Origin of the sequence: Streptosporangium subroseum (assembly GCF_900188345.1) — a bacterium.
Taxonomy (GTDB): Bacteria; Actinomycetota; Actinomycetes; order Streptosporangiales; family Streptosporangiaceae; genus Streptosporangium; species Streptosporangium subroseum.
In genome coordinates, this window is the sequence record NZ_FZOD01000033.1 from 1 (window position 1) to 14,879 (window position 14,879).

The 14,879-nt window shown below is 70.1% G+C and carries 14 protein-coding genes; 6 read left to right on the forward strand and 8 right to left on the reverse strand.

The annotated features are described in order from the left end of the window. Positions 1–121: 121 nt before the first annotated feature. Positions 122–1,042 carry an FAD binding domain-containing protein gene (locus CHC08_RS27760; protein ID WP_089210327.1) on the reverse strand — a complete coding sequence of 307 codons (921 nt, stop codon included), beginning with the start codon at positions 1,040–1,042 and terminating at the stop codon, positions 122–124. Positions 1,043–1,159: 117 nt separating this feature from the next. Then, positions 1,160–3,673, reverse strand: a complete 2,514-nt coding sequence (locus tag CHC08_RS27765) for a molybdopterin-dependent oxidoreductase (RefSeq protein ID WP_089210328.1) — start codon at positions 3,671–3,673, stop codon at positions 1,160–1,162. 36 nt (positions 3,674–3,709) lie between these two features. Here CHC08_RS27765 and CHC08_RS48555 point away from each other — a divergent pair, with 36 nt between their 5' ends. Both CHC08_RS48555 and CHC08_RS27780 read left to right on the forward strand, forming a co-directional pair. Continuing rightward, complete coding sequence (locus tag CHC08_RS48555; protein ID WP_179282242.1) at positions 3,710–4,300, forward strand: TetR/AcrR family transcriptional regulator; 591 nt, start codon at positions 3,710–3,712, stop codon at positions 4,298–4,300. Between the two features lie 170 nt (positions 4,301–4,470). Continuing rightward, complete coding sequence (locus CHC08_RS27780; protein WP_089210329.1) at positions 4,471–4,908, forward strand: hypothetical protein; 438 nt, start codon at positions 4,471–4,473, stop codon at positions 4,906–4,908. A 44-nt stretch (positions 4,909–4,952) separates the two neighbouring features. On the opposite strand, the gene CHC08_RS27785 is transcribed toward CHC08_RS27780, so the two are convergent. From CHC08_RS27785 to CHC08_RS27795, 3 genes are all read right to left on the reverse strand, one after another. Next, a complete protein-coding gene (locus tag CHC08_RS27785; protein ID WP_089210330.1) occupies positions 4,953–6,425 on the reverse strand; it encodes an SDR family oxidoreductase in 1,473 nt (490 codons plus the stop codon). A gap of 60 nt (positions 6,426–6,485) precedes the next feature. Continuing rightward, entirely contained in the window at positions 6,486–7,391 is a 906-nt protein-coding gene (locus tag CHC08_RS27790; RefSeq protein ID WP_089210331.1) for a helix-turn-helix domain-containing protein, read from the reverse strand. A 117-nt stretch (positions 7,392–7,508) separates the two neighbouring features. Beyond that, positions 7,509–7,745 carry a DUF397 domain-containing protein gene (locus CHC08_RS27795; protein ID WP_089210332.1) on the reverse strand — a complete coding sequence of 79 codons (237 nt, stop codon included), beginning with the start codon at positions 7,743–7,745 and terminating at the stop codon, positions 7,509–7,511. 244 nt (positions 7,746–7,989) lie between these two features. Between CHC08_RS27795 and CHC08_RS27800 the strand changes: the two genes are divergently transcribed. From CHC08_RS27800 to CHC08_RS27810, 3 genes are all read left to right on the forward strand, one after another. Continuing rightward, positions 7,990–8,481: an ATP-binding protein gene (locus CHC08_RS27800; protein ID WP_179282243.1), complete on the forward strand. Its 492-nt coding sequence runs from the start codon at positions 7,990–7,992 to the stop codon at positions 8,479–8,481. A gap of 63 nt (positions 8,482–8,544) precedes the next feature. Further along, positions 8,545–9,456: an SAM-dependent methyltransferase gene (locus CHC08_RS27805; RefSeq protein ID WP_245878605.1), complete on the forward strand. Its 912-nt coding sequence runs from the start codon at positions 8,545–8,547 to the stop codon at positions 9,454–9,456. Between the two features lie 59 nt (positions 9,457–9,515). Continuing rightward, the gene (locus tag CHC08_RS27810) at positions 9,516–10,334 is read left to right on the forward strand and encodes an SAM-dependent methyltransferase (RefSeq protein ID WP_089210334.1); all 819 of its coding nucleotides are present in this window, start codon (positions 9,516–9,518) and stop codon (positions 10,332–10,334) included. On the opposite strand, the gene CHC08_RS27815 is transcribed toward CHC08_RS27810, so the two are convergent. Then, positions 10,331–11,968: a RecQ family ATP-dependent DNA helicase gene (locus CHC08_RS27815; RefSeq protein WP_089210335.1), complete on the reverse strand. Its 1,638-nt coding sequence runs from the start codon at positions 11,966–11,968 to the stop codon at positions 10,331–10,333. The genes CHC08_RS27810 and CHC08_RS27815 overlap by 4 nt on opposite strands. A gap of 126 nt (positions 11,969–12,094) precedes the next feature. Continuing rightward, positions 12,095–12,793 carry a fasciclin domain-containing protein gene (locus CHC08_RS27820; RefSeq protein WP_089210336.1) on the reverse strand — a complete coding sequence of 233 codons (699 nt, stop codon included), beginning with the start codon at positions 12,791–12,793 and terminating at the stop codon, positions 12,095–12,097. Positions 12,794–12,979: 186 nt separating this feature from the next. Here CHC08_RS27820 and CHC08_RS27825 point away from each other — a divergent pair, with 186 nt between their 5' ends. Then, complete coding sequence (locus CHC08_RS27825; RefSeq protein ID WP_089210337.1) at positions 12,980–13,441, forward strand: PPOX class F420-dependent oxidoreductase; 462 nt, start codon at positions 12,980–12,982, stop codon at positions 13,439–13,441. Positions 13,442–13,511: 70 nt separating this feature from the next. Here CHC08_RS27825 and CHC08_RS27830 read toward each other — a convergent pair whose 3' ends face one another. After that, positions 13,512–14,750 carry an NAD(P)/FAD-dependent oxidoreductase gene (locus CHC08_RS27830; protein WP_089210338.1) on the reverse strand — a complete coding sequence of 413 codons (1,239 nt, stop codon included), beginning with the start codon at positions 14,748–14,750 and terminating at the stop codon, positions 13,512–13,514. Positions 14,751–14,879 lie beyond the last annotated feature (129 nt).

Consider the following 14,879-nt stretch of genomic DNA (forward strand, 5'->3'; position numbering starts at 1 on the left):
TGATGCGGTGTACAACCATCCGACCTCGACCGAGGCGTTCAACGAGGTGCTGGCCACCATCGTGCGCGTCGACGAACCGCACACCGCCAACGTGTAGGTGCGCGCTCCCGGCCGGGAGATCTCACCCCCGCGCCGCATCGAAGGCGCGTTCCAGGACCTCCAGGACCGTCCCGGTGAGCAGCGCGACCTTGTAACCGTTCTGGGCCGCCGGCGCACACCGGGTGGCGGCCCGCGCCGCCGCGTGGTCGAGGGTCTCACCGGCGAGGAGCGCCTCCTCCACCTCGGGCAGTCGCAGCGGAACGCGGGCGACGCCGCCCACGGCCACCGCGGCGAAGGTGATCCTTTCGTCGCTCACGACCAGCCGCGCCGCCGCCTCCACCAGCGGCCATTCGGCCTCGGACCTGGCGATCGCACGGTGGTAGGCGGCCCGCTCCCCCGGCACGGGCGGGGGCAGGTCGATCGCCACGAGGATCTCCCCCGGGCCGAGCAGGTGGTCGCGGGTCGGGTCGGAGCCGTCTCCGTACAGCTCGCCGACATCAAACGGGGCCCTGCCGTGCACCTCGACGGACGCGTCGCAGCCGAGCAGCGCCATTGCCAGTGACGACGGGTGCGGGGCCACGCACGGGCCGGTGTCGATCACCGCGGAGTAGAGGGTGAGCCCCGTGCGGGCCGGGCAGGAGTCGCCTCCGCTCTGGTGGCAGGAGAAGGACGGGTTGCGGTAGTACGAACAGCGGTTGCGCTGGAGCAGGTTTCCGCCGACGGTGGCCACCGCCCGGATCTGGGGCGTGGCCAGCGCCCCGGCCGTCAGTGCCAGGGAGGGGTGGGCGGCGCGGAGCCGCTCGTCGCCGGCGAGCTCCGCGACCGTGGTCAGCGCGCCGATCCGGGCTGAGCCGTCCGGCTGCCAGGTGATACCGGACAGGTCGTGGAGGTCGTGCAGGTCGACGTACGGCCCTGCCGGGTGGCGGGCCATCAGGTCGGTGCCGCCCGCGCGGAACTCGCCGCCGCGCCGGGCGATCTCGCCGATGTCTGTCGGGACGCTCATCGTCCGATCCCTTCGAGAAGCCGGAGACACCGGCCGAGGTCGGTGGGCGCGGTCATTTCCGCATCCCTCCGTGAAGCCGGTCAGGCCGGAGGAGCCGGCCGAGGTCGGTGGGGACCGTCATTTCCGCATCCCCTCAAGGAGCCGGTCGGGCCTGATGGGCAGGTCGTGGGGGCGCCAGCCGGTGGCGTTGTGAACGGCGTTGCCCACCGAGGCGGCCACGCCGATCGTGGAGACCTCGCCGACCCCGACGCCGCGGCCGTTGACGTGCTCCCACCCGTCCTGGTGGAAGTGGACGGTCATCTCGGGGGTGTCGCCGATGCCGGGGATGCGGTAGTCGTCGAGGTTGGCGGTCAGCACGGTCCCCGTCACCGGATCGACGTGGCGCTCCTCGTACAGCGCGTAGCCGATGCCCTGGACGATGCCGCCCTCGCACTGGCTGCGTGCCAGCCGCTCGGCATAGATGTGACCGACCGCGATGCCGGCCCACACGCGTAGCGGCCTGACGGTGCCGAAGCGGGTGTCGACCTCGACCTCGGTGACGTGGACGGCCCCGCTGAAGCCCCGGCCCAGCGCCATGCCGCCCACCGCGATCGGGGTGACGTAGCCGCGCCGGTCGCGCCGGCGCCTGCCGACGACCTTGGCGCCGTCGGCCAGGCCCCGCTCCCGCAGGCGTCGTGCGGCGTCGCGTACGGCGGGAGCCACCGAGGTGGTGGTGCGGCTGCCGATGGAGGGTGGCCCGTGTACGGTGCCCGTCCTCCCGATCTCGACGCGGACGCGCTCGGCGGGCAGGCCGAGCTCATCGCGGAGGATCTCGGCGATGACGCTGCGGATGCCGGTGCCGATGTCCTGGGTCGTGGTGCGGGCCACGACCACGTCACCCTCGACCTGGAGCTCGATCTCCGTACCGGGGTCGAGCATGTAGGCCCAGTTGGCGGCGGCCACCCCGATGCCCCGGCGGAAACGACCCTCCTGTGAGCCTGCCGCGGCCCTGCCCGCCCACGCGGGCAGGGCCGCGGCCCAGTCGTAGAGGGCGTGCCGCTTGCGGTTGCCGTCCCAGCGGCGGCGCAGCGCGATCGGATCCTCGCCGCGGCGATGGGCGACCTCGTCCACCGCCTGCTCCAGCGCCCACAGCATGGGCGGCGCTCCCGGCCCGCGGAACGGCGTGCCGGGCGGCTCATTGGTGATCACGTCGTAGTCGCGGAGCCGCCGGGGCGCCGTGCCGTACATGAGACGGGCGAACACCGCGACGGCCGATCCGACGGACACCCCGCCGCGGCCGTGGGCGTCCACGGTGAGGGCCGCGAGGTCTCCTTTGTCGTCGGTGAGCAGTTCGAGCGTGGTCCGGGTACCGGGCCGGTTGCCGGCGTCGGTGAGCTCGTCGGCGCGGCTGAACACCACGCGGACCGGCGCGCCGCAGGCCCGTGCGAGCTCGACGGCCGCGATCGTCTCGGCGGTGATCCCGTTCTTGGCCCCGAAGGCGCCGCCGACGTGATCGGCGGTGACATGGACCCGCTCCGCGGGCAGGTTCCACCGCTTGGCGGCCTGCTCGGCGACCAGGCCGACGCTCTGGGTGGACAGATATAGGTGGAGGTCGCCGCCGGTGTCCCAGCGGGCCACGCACGCGTGCGGCTCCAGCGGGGTGTGAACCTGCACGGCGGTGGTGAACGTACCGGTCACCAGGCGGGGGTCGGCGGCCCCGCGCGCGGCCTCGATCCGCTTCACGGCGGTACGTCCGCGCCAGCTCGCCCTGGTGAAGGGACCGTGCACGTTGCCGTTCCAGGGGCCGGGCAGCTCCAGCCCCTCGCTGGCGCTGGGGGCCTGCTTCCTGGTGTGCTCGTCGTAGACGACCGGGGCGCCGGGCGCGTCGTCGAGCGCGGCCGGGATCGGGTCGTAGCCGATCTCCGCGCCCTCCGCGATCGCCAGCGCCTCCCGGCGCGTGGGAGCGGCGACGGCGGCCACGGGCTGCCCCGCGTAGCGGACGATCCGGTCGGGCGGCAGCAGGTCGATCACGTGGGCGGCGTCCACCTTCACCGCGGTGACGCGGGCGTGCGCCCTCGTGGAGCGGACGATCACCCCCTCCAGCTGGCCGTCCAGACGGACGTCGGTGGTGTAGCGGGCACGGCCGGTGACCTTGTCCATCGCCTCCACCCGGGCGGGGACCCCGGCGTCGCCGTCGTGTTCTCCCCGGCAGGCGGCGGCGATCGCCGCGTAGATCCCCTGGTAGGCGCCGCACCGGCACAGGTGCCCGGCCATGGCGGCGGCGATTCGCTCGCGCGGCGGCGCGACGTCGCCGTGGCTCGCCCGCCAGGCGTCGACGAAGGCCGCGGCCTCCACCACGAAACCCGGCGTGCAGTAGCCGCACTGCAGACCGTCGTGGACCGCGAAGGCCCGCTGGACGGGGTGATCCAGCCCCTCGACGGTGGTGATCTCACGCTCCCGCGCCGCGGCGGCCGGCAGCAGGCAGCTCGCCTGGGGTACACCGTCCACCATGACCGTGCACGCGCCGCAGACTCCGGTACGGCAGGCGGCCTTGGCGCCGGTGAGGCCCTGGCCCTCGCGCAGGACGTCCACGACCACGTCGCCCGAGTGGGCGTCCACCACGGTGGGGACACCGTTCAGAATGATCTTCATAGCTCTCCAGTTGACGTTGTCAACATAGCACTGACAGTGTCGGCCCCGAACGTTGACGTTGTCAACATCAAGAGCTGTGAGAAGGTGAACGACGTGGTGGACGACACCAGAACACGACTGGTCGACAGTGCGCTGAGACTACTGCGCGAAGAGGGCCTCGACGCCGTGACGCTGCGCGCCGTCGGCGACCTGACCGGTCTGTCCCGGACGGCCCCCTACCGACACTTCGCCGACAAGACCGCGCTGCTCGCCGCCCTCGCCATCCAGGTGGTCACCGACCTCAGCGCGCACGTCGCCGGAGCGGTCCTGGAGCGAGACGGCCGCGCGGAGCGGATGCGGGCCTTCTACACGGGCTACGTCGAGTACGCCATGGAGCATCCCGAGGAATACCGGCTGGTGTTCGCCTCCGACTTCCTCATCGGGGACCATCCGGAGCTCGAGGCGGCGATCGACGAGGTGATGGCGGCGCTCGGCATGGAGGTCACCTGCGATCAGGCCGCCTCCAAGGCCGGGATGATGGCCCTGCTCTCCACCGCCCACGGCCTTGCCCAGCTCGCCGCGTCCGGGCAGCTCGCCCACAAGGGGATCAACCACACGGACGTCATCGACGTCCTCGTGACACCCTGACGTTCCCGCGCCACGGACGGGATCCGGGCCCCAGGAATCTACGGCTCCGCCACTCGTTGGCCTCCGACATCGGCCTGGGATCCCTCATCAACCGAGCATCGCAACATGGAAGCCGCGATTTATCGTCAAGACACCTTGACGTCAGGGTGGCTTGACGAGATATTTGGTCCATGACCACTCCAGATGAGCTTGAGCATCAGTTCACCCTGCTGACCGCCGCCACACGCTACGACGCGCTGCGTACCCGCGACGCCCTGGCTTCGGCGGAGGAGGACGCAGCCGACAGGGGCGACCCCCGGCTCGTGCCGGCCGATCCCGACGCGGAGCCCCTGCGCCGGGATGAGGCGTTGGAGCTTCTCGCGCTGGGCGAGGTGGTCGCGCGGAAGGCGGGCTACGGACGGCAGCTCTCCGTACGATCCGCCCGCAGGGCCGGCGCCTCGTGGTCGCAGATCGGTGCGGCCCTGGGGACCAGCAAGCAGGCCGCGTGGGAGGCACACGGCCGCTGGATCGACGACCAGGCCGAGCAGCACCGGCTCGACGGCTACTCCGGCATGAGCGAGAGCGACGTGGCCGTCGCCCGCGCGGTCGCCGGCGAGCCCGAGGCCTGAGCCGGCGTCAACGCCCCCTGTCCGAAGGCCGGAGTGTAAGCCTCTCAGGAGGTTTCCGGGGGCGGGGCGTCGTGCTCGGCGGTGACCGCCACGTTGCGCAGCATCCGGCCGAAGATCAGGGTGTGGAAGGGCGTGACCGACCACCAGTAGAGATGGCCCGCCAGACCGCGCGGGTGGAAGATCGCGCGCTGGCCGTAGACGGTCTCGCCCCCGTGCCGGAGCACCCGCAGTTCCAGCCACGCGAGACCCGGCAGGCGCATCTCCGCGCGCAGGCGCAGCAGGCGTCCGGGCTCGACCTCCTCCACCCGCCAGAAGTCGACGGAGTCGCCCACCCGCAGCCGCCGGGGATCGCGGCGTCCGCGGCGCAGTCCCACGCCGCCGACGAACCGGTCGAGGAGCCCGCGGAGGTGCCAGGCGAGGGGCAGGGAGTACCAGCCCCTCTCACCGCCGATCGCCTCGATCACCGTCCAGAGCGCCTGCGGGGACGCCTTGACGCGACGGGCCCGCGCGTCGACGTAGAGGCTGCCGCCCGCCCAGTCGGGGTCGGTCGGTAGCGGGTCGCTCGGCGTTCCCGGGGTCGAGGCCGAGGACCAGCGCGTGAGGACCTTGGCCTCCTTGATCCGTCGCAGAGCCAGCTCGACGGCCTCCCTCAGCCCGATCAGCCCGCTCGGCGGATCCTTGACGTAGTCGGCGACGTCGTGTTCGCGGCAGACCGCCTCGTTGCGCAGCGACTCCACCAGCGGGCGGGCCAGCCCCGCGGGGACGGGGGTGACCAGCCCCACCCAGTGGCTCGACAGGCCGGGGCTGAGCATCGGAACCGGGATGATCACGCGGCGGGGCAGGCCCGCGACCTCGGCGTAGACGGTCATCATGTCCGCGTAGGTCAGCACGTCCGGGCCGCCGATGTCGAAGGAGCGGTTCACCTTCTCCTCGACGGACGCCCAGGCCACGAGGTAGCGCAGGACGTCGCGGATCGCGATGGGCTGCGTCCGGGTCCTCACCCACCGCGGAGTCGTCATCACGGGCAGCCGCTCGGTGAGATAACGCAGCATCTCGAAGGAGGCCGAACCCGATCCGATGATGACGGCCGCCCGCAGCACGACGGCGGGCACCCCGGAGTCCAGGAATATCTCCCCGACCTCGACGCGGGAGCGCAGGTGGGGCGAGAGCTCCTCGTTGGGCGCGAGGCCGCCGAGATAGACGATGCGGCCCACCCCCGCCTCCCTGGCCGCGGCGGCGAACGTGGTGGCCGCGCGGCGGTCGGCGTCGGCGAAGTCGCTTCCCCCGCCCATCGTGTGGATGAGGTAGTAGGCCACCTCGACCCCGTCGAGCGCCTTCCTCGTCCGCTCCGCGTCGGTCGCGTCGGCTTCCGCGATCTCCACGCGGGAGGCCCACGGCTGATCGCGCAGGCGACCCGCCGACCGCACCATGCAGCGGACCTCGTGACCCGCGTCGAGGAGTCCGGGAACGAGCCGTCCTCCGATGTATCCGGTCGCTCCGGTCACGAGACATTTCATTTAATCATTTTCGTACAACCCGGCCGACTGGTTGCCGACTTGGCTATTTCACGGCTTTTCTTATAACTGTTCGCGGATCTGGAGAAGAATCTCCCGAGTGCGAGAGGCCGACTCGGCCTCAATGCACAGGCGCTCCATCACCTCGAGGTAGCTGTCCACCTCTTCCCGTTTCTCCAGATAGACCGCGCTGGTCAGCTGTTCCATGTAGACCACGTCGGGCAGATCGGACTGGGAGAACCGCAGAATGCTGAAGGGTCCGCCCGCCGCGGCGTGGCCGCCGACGCTGAACGGCACGATCTGGACGGTCACGTTGGGCAGGTCGAGCGCCGCGAGGAGATGGTCGATCTGGCCCCGCATCACCTCGGCCCCGCCGAGCGAGCGGCGCAGCACCGCCTCGTCCAGCACGGCCCATACATGGGGTGACTCCGCGCCGTGCAGCAGTCTCTGGCGCGCCATGCGCAGCCGTACCCGCCGCTCCAGCTCCTCCTCGGGGGCGGAGGGGAACCCCAGCCGGATCACGGCTCGCGCGTAGCCCTCGCTCTGGAGCAGGCCGGGCACGAACTGGACCTCGTAGTTGCGGATGACGGTGGCCGACTCCTCCAGGCCCACGTACGTCTCGAACCAGCTGGGCAGGACGTCGTTGTAGTTGTGCCACCAGCCGGTGATGTTGGCCCGGCCGACGAGGGCCAGCAGCGGCTCTCGCTCGCTCTCCTCCGTCACGCCGTACAGCGTGAGCAGATCGGCCACGTCCCTAATCCGGAAACTCACCCGGCCGAGCTCCATGCGGCTGATCTTCGAGTGCGAGGCACGGATGACGTGCCCCGCCGCCTCCAGCGTGATGTTGCGCTGCTCACGGAGCCTGCGGAGCTGCGCGCCCAGCACGATCCTCAACACGGTTGAACTGCCGCGGAGTGAGACCACCGGCGCTGGGCTGACTCGCTCACCGTCTGCGTGAGGTGTGATCATCTACAGTCCTTCGAGCGCGGAATGCGAGCCTTTACCTACTCTTCGTGCCATCGAGATCCCTTACGGTACCTCTAATTGCACATTTCCGGCTAGATAGAACTTTATTCTTCAACCAATTCAGATAATCAGGTCATCGAAATCGCCACTTTTCGCCCCTCTGACGAAGGCGTCGACCTCACCGCGAGTGTAGATCAACGCGGGCCCCTCGGGGTCGCGGGAGTTGCGCATCGCGACCCTGCCGTCGGGCAGTTCGGCGACCTCCACACAGTTGCCACTGGGATTACTGAAGTGGCTCTTGCGCCAGACGACCCCGTCCAGCCGAGCCGCCGGCATGCCGCTGTACAGCTGATTCATCCTCGCCTCTCACCCGTTAGGCAGGGGAACATATGTACGAGCATATAGCTTTTTGTGCAGATGCACGTGCATCCGTACTTGCTTATGCACATCATCACGTGCAAGATGACTGGACGGATTGCCTTCGTTACGCGATCGCCACTCCTCCCCAAGGTCGCCGATGACTGGTTGTCAAAGACATGAAGCCGCACCCGTCCGAGCTGAGATCGGAGGATGGGAACGGTGGTTGTCGATGCTTGATCACATGCTCCCACCAGGCGGCCTGCCGCCGTGGGCGGATGGGGAAAGCCACATCGGCCGGCTCCAGATGACCGTGTGGAGCCTCCGTCACGACCCCTACGCGGCACGCACCGCCCGCGAGTTCACCTCCGCCGCCCTGCGGACGTGGGGGCTGGAGCCCCTGATCGACGACACCGGCGTCGTGATATCCGAGTTGGTGACCAACGCCGTGCGCCACGGTACGCGGAGCCCCGTCCACCCCCGGACCTCTCCGGATATCAGGGTGATCCTGTGCCAGACCGAGCTCTCGGTGCTGTGCGCGGTCACCGACCCCAGTGACCAGGGGCCTTGCCTGCGCGAACCCGACTACGAGGCGGAGGGCGGCCGCGGGCTGCAGGTCGTCCAGGGGGTCAGCGAGATGTGGGGCTGGGCTCCTTTGGAGACACGGGGCAAGGCCGTGTGGGCGGCCTTCGCCCTTCCTCCCCGGGGAGCGCGTCATTTGGAGGCCTGTCGCTGACGATCCGGCCCATCCGACGCTAAATCGGCGACTTATGGAAATACGCCCCATAGTCACCGGAAGATGGATATTGTCCGCGGAAGCCCGATCCGCTGGATGGAGACCGTCATGGCGTCGTCAGGGCCTGAACGCCTGCGGTTCGACCCCAAGACCCCGAACGCGGGACGGATGGCCGACTACTTCGTCGGTGGCAAGGACAACTTCGCCGCCGACCGCAAGACCGCGGAGGAAGCGCTCGCGATCGCTCCCGACCTCCCCGCCGTCTCGCGGGAGGGACGCGGGTTCCTCCGCCGGGCGGTCCGGTTCCTCGTCGAGGCGGGCATCCGGCAGTTCGTCGACATCGGCTGCGGCCTGCCGACCCGGGGCGGCGTGCACGACATCCTCCACATGGTCGCCCCCGACGCGCGGGTGGCGTACGTCGACAACGACCCGATGGTCGTCGTCCACGCCCAGGCCCTGCTCTCCGACGACCGTCTGGCCACGGTCGTCGAAGCCGACGCCCGCGATCCCGAGGACATCCTCTCCCAGCTGCGATTCGGCGGCGTCATCGACCTGGACCGGCCCGTGGCGATCCTCCTCTTCTCGGTCCTGACGGATCTCCCGGACGACGACGTGGCCATGCGGATCACGTCCGGCCTCCAGGAGGCGATCGCCCCGGGCAGCTACATGGCCGTCTCCCACGCGGTCTCCGACCTGTGCCCGGAGAAGACGGCACGGCTCGCGGCCCTCTACCAGGACCGTGGTTCGATCACGGGCCCACGCCGCGCCAATTTGCGCACCAGGGCCGAGGTCGAGCGCCTCTTCGGCGAGATGAAACTCGTCGAACCCGGAGTGGTGTACGTCCCGCGGTGGCGGCCCGACGCACCGGTGCTCCGCTCACCCGATTCCGTATGGGTCGTCGGCGGAGTCGGCCGTAAAGAATGGATAGACTGCGCCGGAAATGATCGGAGCTTTCCCCGTTCACCTGTGCCCTGACATCCGTTCACGAACGTCACCGTTCCCTTGGATGTCACGGGCGGCAGAGGAGATGACGTATGAGCGACGCGACCCGACGTCCACCGGCAGGTCTGGACACGAGCGTGGCCAACGTCGCCCGTATGAACGACTACTACCTCGGCGGCAAGGACAACTTCGCCGCCGACCGCAAGGCCGCGGAGGAGGTGCTCGCCCTCGCGCCCGAGGTCAGGACCATGGCCAGGGAGGGGCAGGCCTTCATGATCCGGGCGGTGCGATATCTCCTCGATGAGGGCGTCACCCAGTTCGTCTCCCTCGGGGTGGGGCTTCCCACGCGCAGCAGCATCCACTACGTCGCCCAGGAGCTCGTGCCCGACGCCCGCGTGGTCTACGTCTCCACCGACCCGGTGGTGCTCTCCCACGCCCGCGCCCTGCTGGCCACCAATCCCGCCACCGCCGTCGTCGAGGGTGACATCCTCCACCCCCGCGAGCTGCTCGCCGACCCCGGGCTGCGGGGGCTCGTCGACCTGGACCGGCCGGTGGCCATCCTGATCGCGTCCGCCCTCCAGTTCATCCCGGACGAGGACGACCCGTTCAAGTGTGTGGCCGTCCTGCGCGACGCGCTGCCGGTCGGCAGCTGCTTCGCCCTCGGTCACGTCGTCTTCGAAAGACGTCCCGAGGTCGAGGATCCGATCGTCGGCATCTACCGGAGGATCCTCGGCCGCGACGAGGGCGCCGGCCGTTCGAGCCAGCAGGTGCTGCGCTTCTTCGACGGGATGGAGCTCGTGGAGCCCGGGTTCGTCTACACGCGTGACTGGCGTCCCGACAACCCCCTCACCGTCCAGGGCCGCGACAAGACGTGGTCCATGGTCGGGATCGCCAGGAAGACCGAGGGCTAACCGGCTCCCAGGAGGTCCTCGCGTTCGACCGCCTCCAAGGAGAGCGTCTTGTAGCCGACCTCGTCGAACAGGACGGTGATCCGGTCGCTCTCCCTGCTCATCACCATGCCCCGGCCCCAGGCCTCGTGCCGCACCTTGGCGTGCATCGCGAACGGACCCTCGACCTCCTCGTCCGGCATGGGGACGCCCGCCCGGCAGGTGTCGCACGCCCCGCAGGCGCGCTCGTGCGGCTCGCCGAAATACTCCAGCAGGAACCGGCGCCGGCAGCCCGTGGTCTCCGCGTAGCCGCGCATCATGTCGATGCGCGAGTCGTCGATGCGGCGGCGGGTGTCGTCGAGTTCGACGGCACGCTCCGTGGCCTCCTCCGGGGTGGGACCGCCGGCGACGTGGCGCAGATCGCCCCGGGCGGTGACCTCGACCGCGCCCGTCCGCTCCAGCAGGTTCACCAGCCGGGTGAGCCGGGTGGAGCCGATGTCCAGCACGGCTCGCAGCTCGTCGGCCGCGACGGTGCCGCCGTGCTCGTGGATCAGTGTCGCGCCCCGCAGCAGCAGTTCCTCGTCGGCCCGTCCCCCGGCGAAGAACCTGCGCAGCCCGAGATCCTCCTGCCGGTAGAACAGCACCGCGGAGGCCGGGGACCCGTCCCGCCCGGCGCGTCCGATCTCCTGGTAGTAGGAGTCCGGGGACTCCGGCGGGGAGGCGTGCAGCACGAACCGCACGTTCGGCTTGTCGATGCCCATGCCGAACGCGGAGGTCGCCACGACGACGTCGAGCTCGTCGTCGCGGAACATCTCGTGAACGCGGTGCCGGTCGGCCGCCTTCATCCCCGCGTGGTACGGCTCGGCCCGGCGTCCGGCCTCCCGCAGCTCGGCGGCGTACTCCTCGGTGGCCCGTCGGGTGGCGACGTAGATCAGCCCGAGTCCGGTCCGGGACCCGGCGTCCTCCACCAGCGCCCGGCGCAGATCGTCCTGGGTGACGAAGCGGCGCACCTCCAGGTCGAGGTTGGGCCGGTCGAAGCCCCGTACGATCTGGCGCACGTTCGACAGCCCGAGTGACCTCACGATCTCCTCGCGCACCGAGGGGGTGGCCGTGGCGGTCAGCGCCACCACCGGCGGGTGGCCCAGCCGCTCGATGACCTGTCCCAGCCGCAGGTAGTCGGGCCGGAAGTCGTGGCCCCACGCCGACACGCAGTGCGCCTCGTCGACGACGATCAGCGAGGGGCGCGCGGCGCGCAGGTGTTCGACCGTCTCGGGCTTGGCGAGCTGCTCGGGAGAGAGGAACACGAACTCCGTCCTGCCCGCACGCACCGCCTCGAGAGAGGCCTCGCCACCGGACTGGGCCGAGTTGACCGCCACCGCCCCTCCGGCGTCGGCCTTCATCAGCCCGGCGACCTGATCGCGCTGGAGCGCGATCAGCGGTGAGATGACCACGGTCGGCCCGTCGAGCAACAGGGCGGGCACCTGGTAGACGGCCGACTTGCCGCCGCCGGTGGGCATGACGACCAGCGCGTCCCCGCCCGTCATCAGATGGCGCATGGCGTCGAGCTGTCCCGGGCGCAGCTCACGCCACCCGAAGACCTTGCGGGCCACCGCCCTCAGCCGCCGCGCCCTCAACCCGAACCTGTCCCCCGCGCCCATGAACGCCCGCCTTCCTCCGTGTCCCACGCCCGTTACCCGTGAACGGGCGTGGTACTCGTCTGCGGCGGGTGTCATCGGTCAGAGGGCCTGTCGAGGGGCGCCTGTGGCAGGCACCCCTCCGGCTCCTCAGCTCGCGCTCTCGCTCGGGGTCGCCGACGACTCGGCACCGGGTACGAGGACCGAGTCGATCAGGTAGACGGTGGCGTTGGAGGTCTGCAGGTTGCCGCAGAGCACCTTGGCCTCGCCGACGGTGAGGTCCTCACCCGAACCCGTGACGGTCAGGCTGCCGCCACCGAGCGTCGTGAGCGGTGCGGTGGTGAGGTCGGCGGGGGCCTTCCTCCCCTCGACGACGTGGTTCTGGAGGACCTTGGTCAGCTGTTCCTTGTCCCCCATGAGCTTGTCGAGCGTCTCCTTCGGGAGCTTGTCGAACGCCGCGTTGGTGGGCGCGAACACCGTGACGTCCTTGGCGGAGTTCAGGGTCTCGGTCAGCCCGGCCGCGTCGACGGCCTTGGTCAGGGTGGACAGTTCCGGGTTGGCGGCGAGGGCGGTGCCGACCGGCTCCGTGGCCATGCTGGCGGCGCTGCCGGGTCCGGAGGTGGGCAGGGAGGCACAGCCCGGGCCGACCGGCGAGGCCGAGGCCCCCGGTGAGGCCATGTCGGTGGACGTCGGCATGTCGGTGGGCGAGGTCATGTCCGTGGGGGACGGCATGTCCGTGGGGGCGGGGGCAGGAGAGAGGAGGAAGGAACTCGTGGTGGAGGCCTGAGCGGCCGGGACCGCGGCCAGGGTCAGAGCTGCCAGAGCCGAGGCGAGAAGAGACTTCTTCACGTTGATCTCCTTGGTTGGGCGGATGAGCCCTGGATCCGTCAGACAGGTCCCGAGGTCTCATCGGTCTATTCGTAGATCAATGCCCTCCACTTTGGTGACAAATACCCCACTAGACGACTCTTGACCACATATCTCCCTAAATACTCAAATGTGAGCAGTCGTGACACGCCGTCGTACAGTGGGAACATGAGCCCGAAGATCGCGACCAACGAGGTCGTCTCACGTGAGCAGTTGCTGGAGTTCCTGCGCGAGCGCCACCACGCGCTCGTCATCACGACACGCCGTGACGGCACGCCGCAGGCCTCCCCCGTGACCTGCGGCGTCGACGCGGAGGGGCGCATCGTGGTGTCCACCTATCCCGAGCGCGCCAAGACGGCCAACGCCCGCCGCGATCCCCGGATGAGCGTCGTGGTCCTGTCGGACGACTTCGGCGGACCCTGGGTGCAGGTGGACGGCACCGCCGAGGTCCTGGACCTGCCCGAGGCCCTGGAGCCGCTGGTCGACTACTACCGGGCGATCTCCGGCGAGCACCCCGACTGGGACGAATACCGCGAGGCCATGACCCGCCAGGGCAAGTCGCTGCTGCGCCTCACCCCGCAGCGCTGGGGTCCGATCGCCACCGGCGGGTTCCCCGCGCGGCTCGCCTGAACGCCCGAGATCGACCCCTCAAAGGTCGGATGACCTGAGGCTCGGCCTCCCCGGATCGGCTCGTCCGAGTTCATTTCCGGCCGGCCGACCTCAGGTCGTCCAGTACGGCGTCGGCGGCCCGGCGGCCCGAGACCAGGGCGCCCTGGTGGGAACCGGTGTCGCGGTGGTCGCCGCACACGTAGCGACCGGCCGCGAAACGGACCGGGCGGCGCATCGGGAACGGCGGGGTCATCGCGGGCAGCGCTCCCTCGATCGGATAGGTCGCGAGGTGCTCCCAGGCGGAGGTGTTCGCCCTGTAGATCTGAGCCAGCCGTGCCCGGACGCGAGGCTCGTCGGCGTCGGAGAGAAGCCCCAGGACCGAGGTGGAGACCAGGGCACGACCGTCCGAGGAGTATTCGGGTGCGGCGTCGGTGATGACCAGGGTGTCGGTGATCTGGCCCTCCGCGTCCACGATCTGGGTGGGATCGTCGGCGGGAGACCAGGGGACGGCGTGGTAGAAGGTCGTCACCGCACGCATCGGCGGGATCTCCAGCCCGGGATAGAGGGCGGCGGCCATGGCCGGGTCGGTCGCCACGACCACCGTGCGGGCACCGATCGCCTCCCCCGTCGCCGTCTCCACGCCCTCGTCCGTCACGGCGATGACCGGGGTGCCGAGTTTCAGCGCCCCCCTCGGGAGACGGGCGGCGAGCTGGCGGGGGATCTCGCCCATGCCGAGGGCGGGCACCCCGACCGTGCCGAGGGCGAAGGACCGCCAGATCAGGTTGAAGAAGCGGCTGGAGGTTTCCAGCTCCCGTTCGAGGAAGACACCGGCCAGGAAGGGACGGATCAGCTTCTCGATCATCCTGGGGGAGATGCCCCGGTGCCGCAGCTCCTCCTCCGTGGTGCGGTCCGGGTCACGGCGCAACAGCTCGGGAGGGAAGGTGATGTCACGCGCGGTCAGCGCGCTCAGGGCGGCCTTGTCCCGGAGCGATCCCACATCGGCCAGCAGACCGCTGAACGCGTGCCGGGGATGCCGCCAGGGCAGCATGAAGCGTTCTTTCCGCCCCTTCTCGAAGGTGATCACGCCCGAGGGGATGGCGCGAAGGTCCAGCGCGTCGATGTCGAGAACCCGGGCCGCCTCCGGATAGGCGGTGTTGAACACCTGGAAACCACGGTCGAGCCGGAAGCCGTCCACGATGTCGGTGCGCACGCGACCGCCCACCTCGTCCGCGGCGTCGATGACACGGACCGGCACCCCGGCGGAGTGCAGCCGGTCCGCGCACGAAAGGCCCGCGAGTCCCGCACCGATGATGACCACTGTGTCCGGCATGACGCATCCCCCTTGGATCACGGTGACATTCGCTGCGACATCCACTGCGGCGACGTCCACCGCGACACGGAGCAACAGGATCCGCCACCTCTGACTTCGGATGGCGAGCCGCCGGGGGTTGCGTCTTTT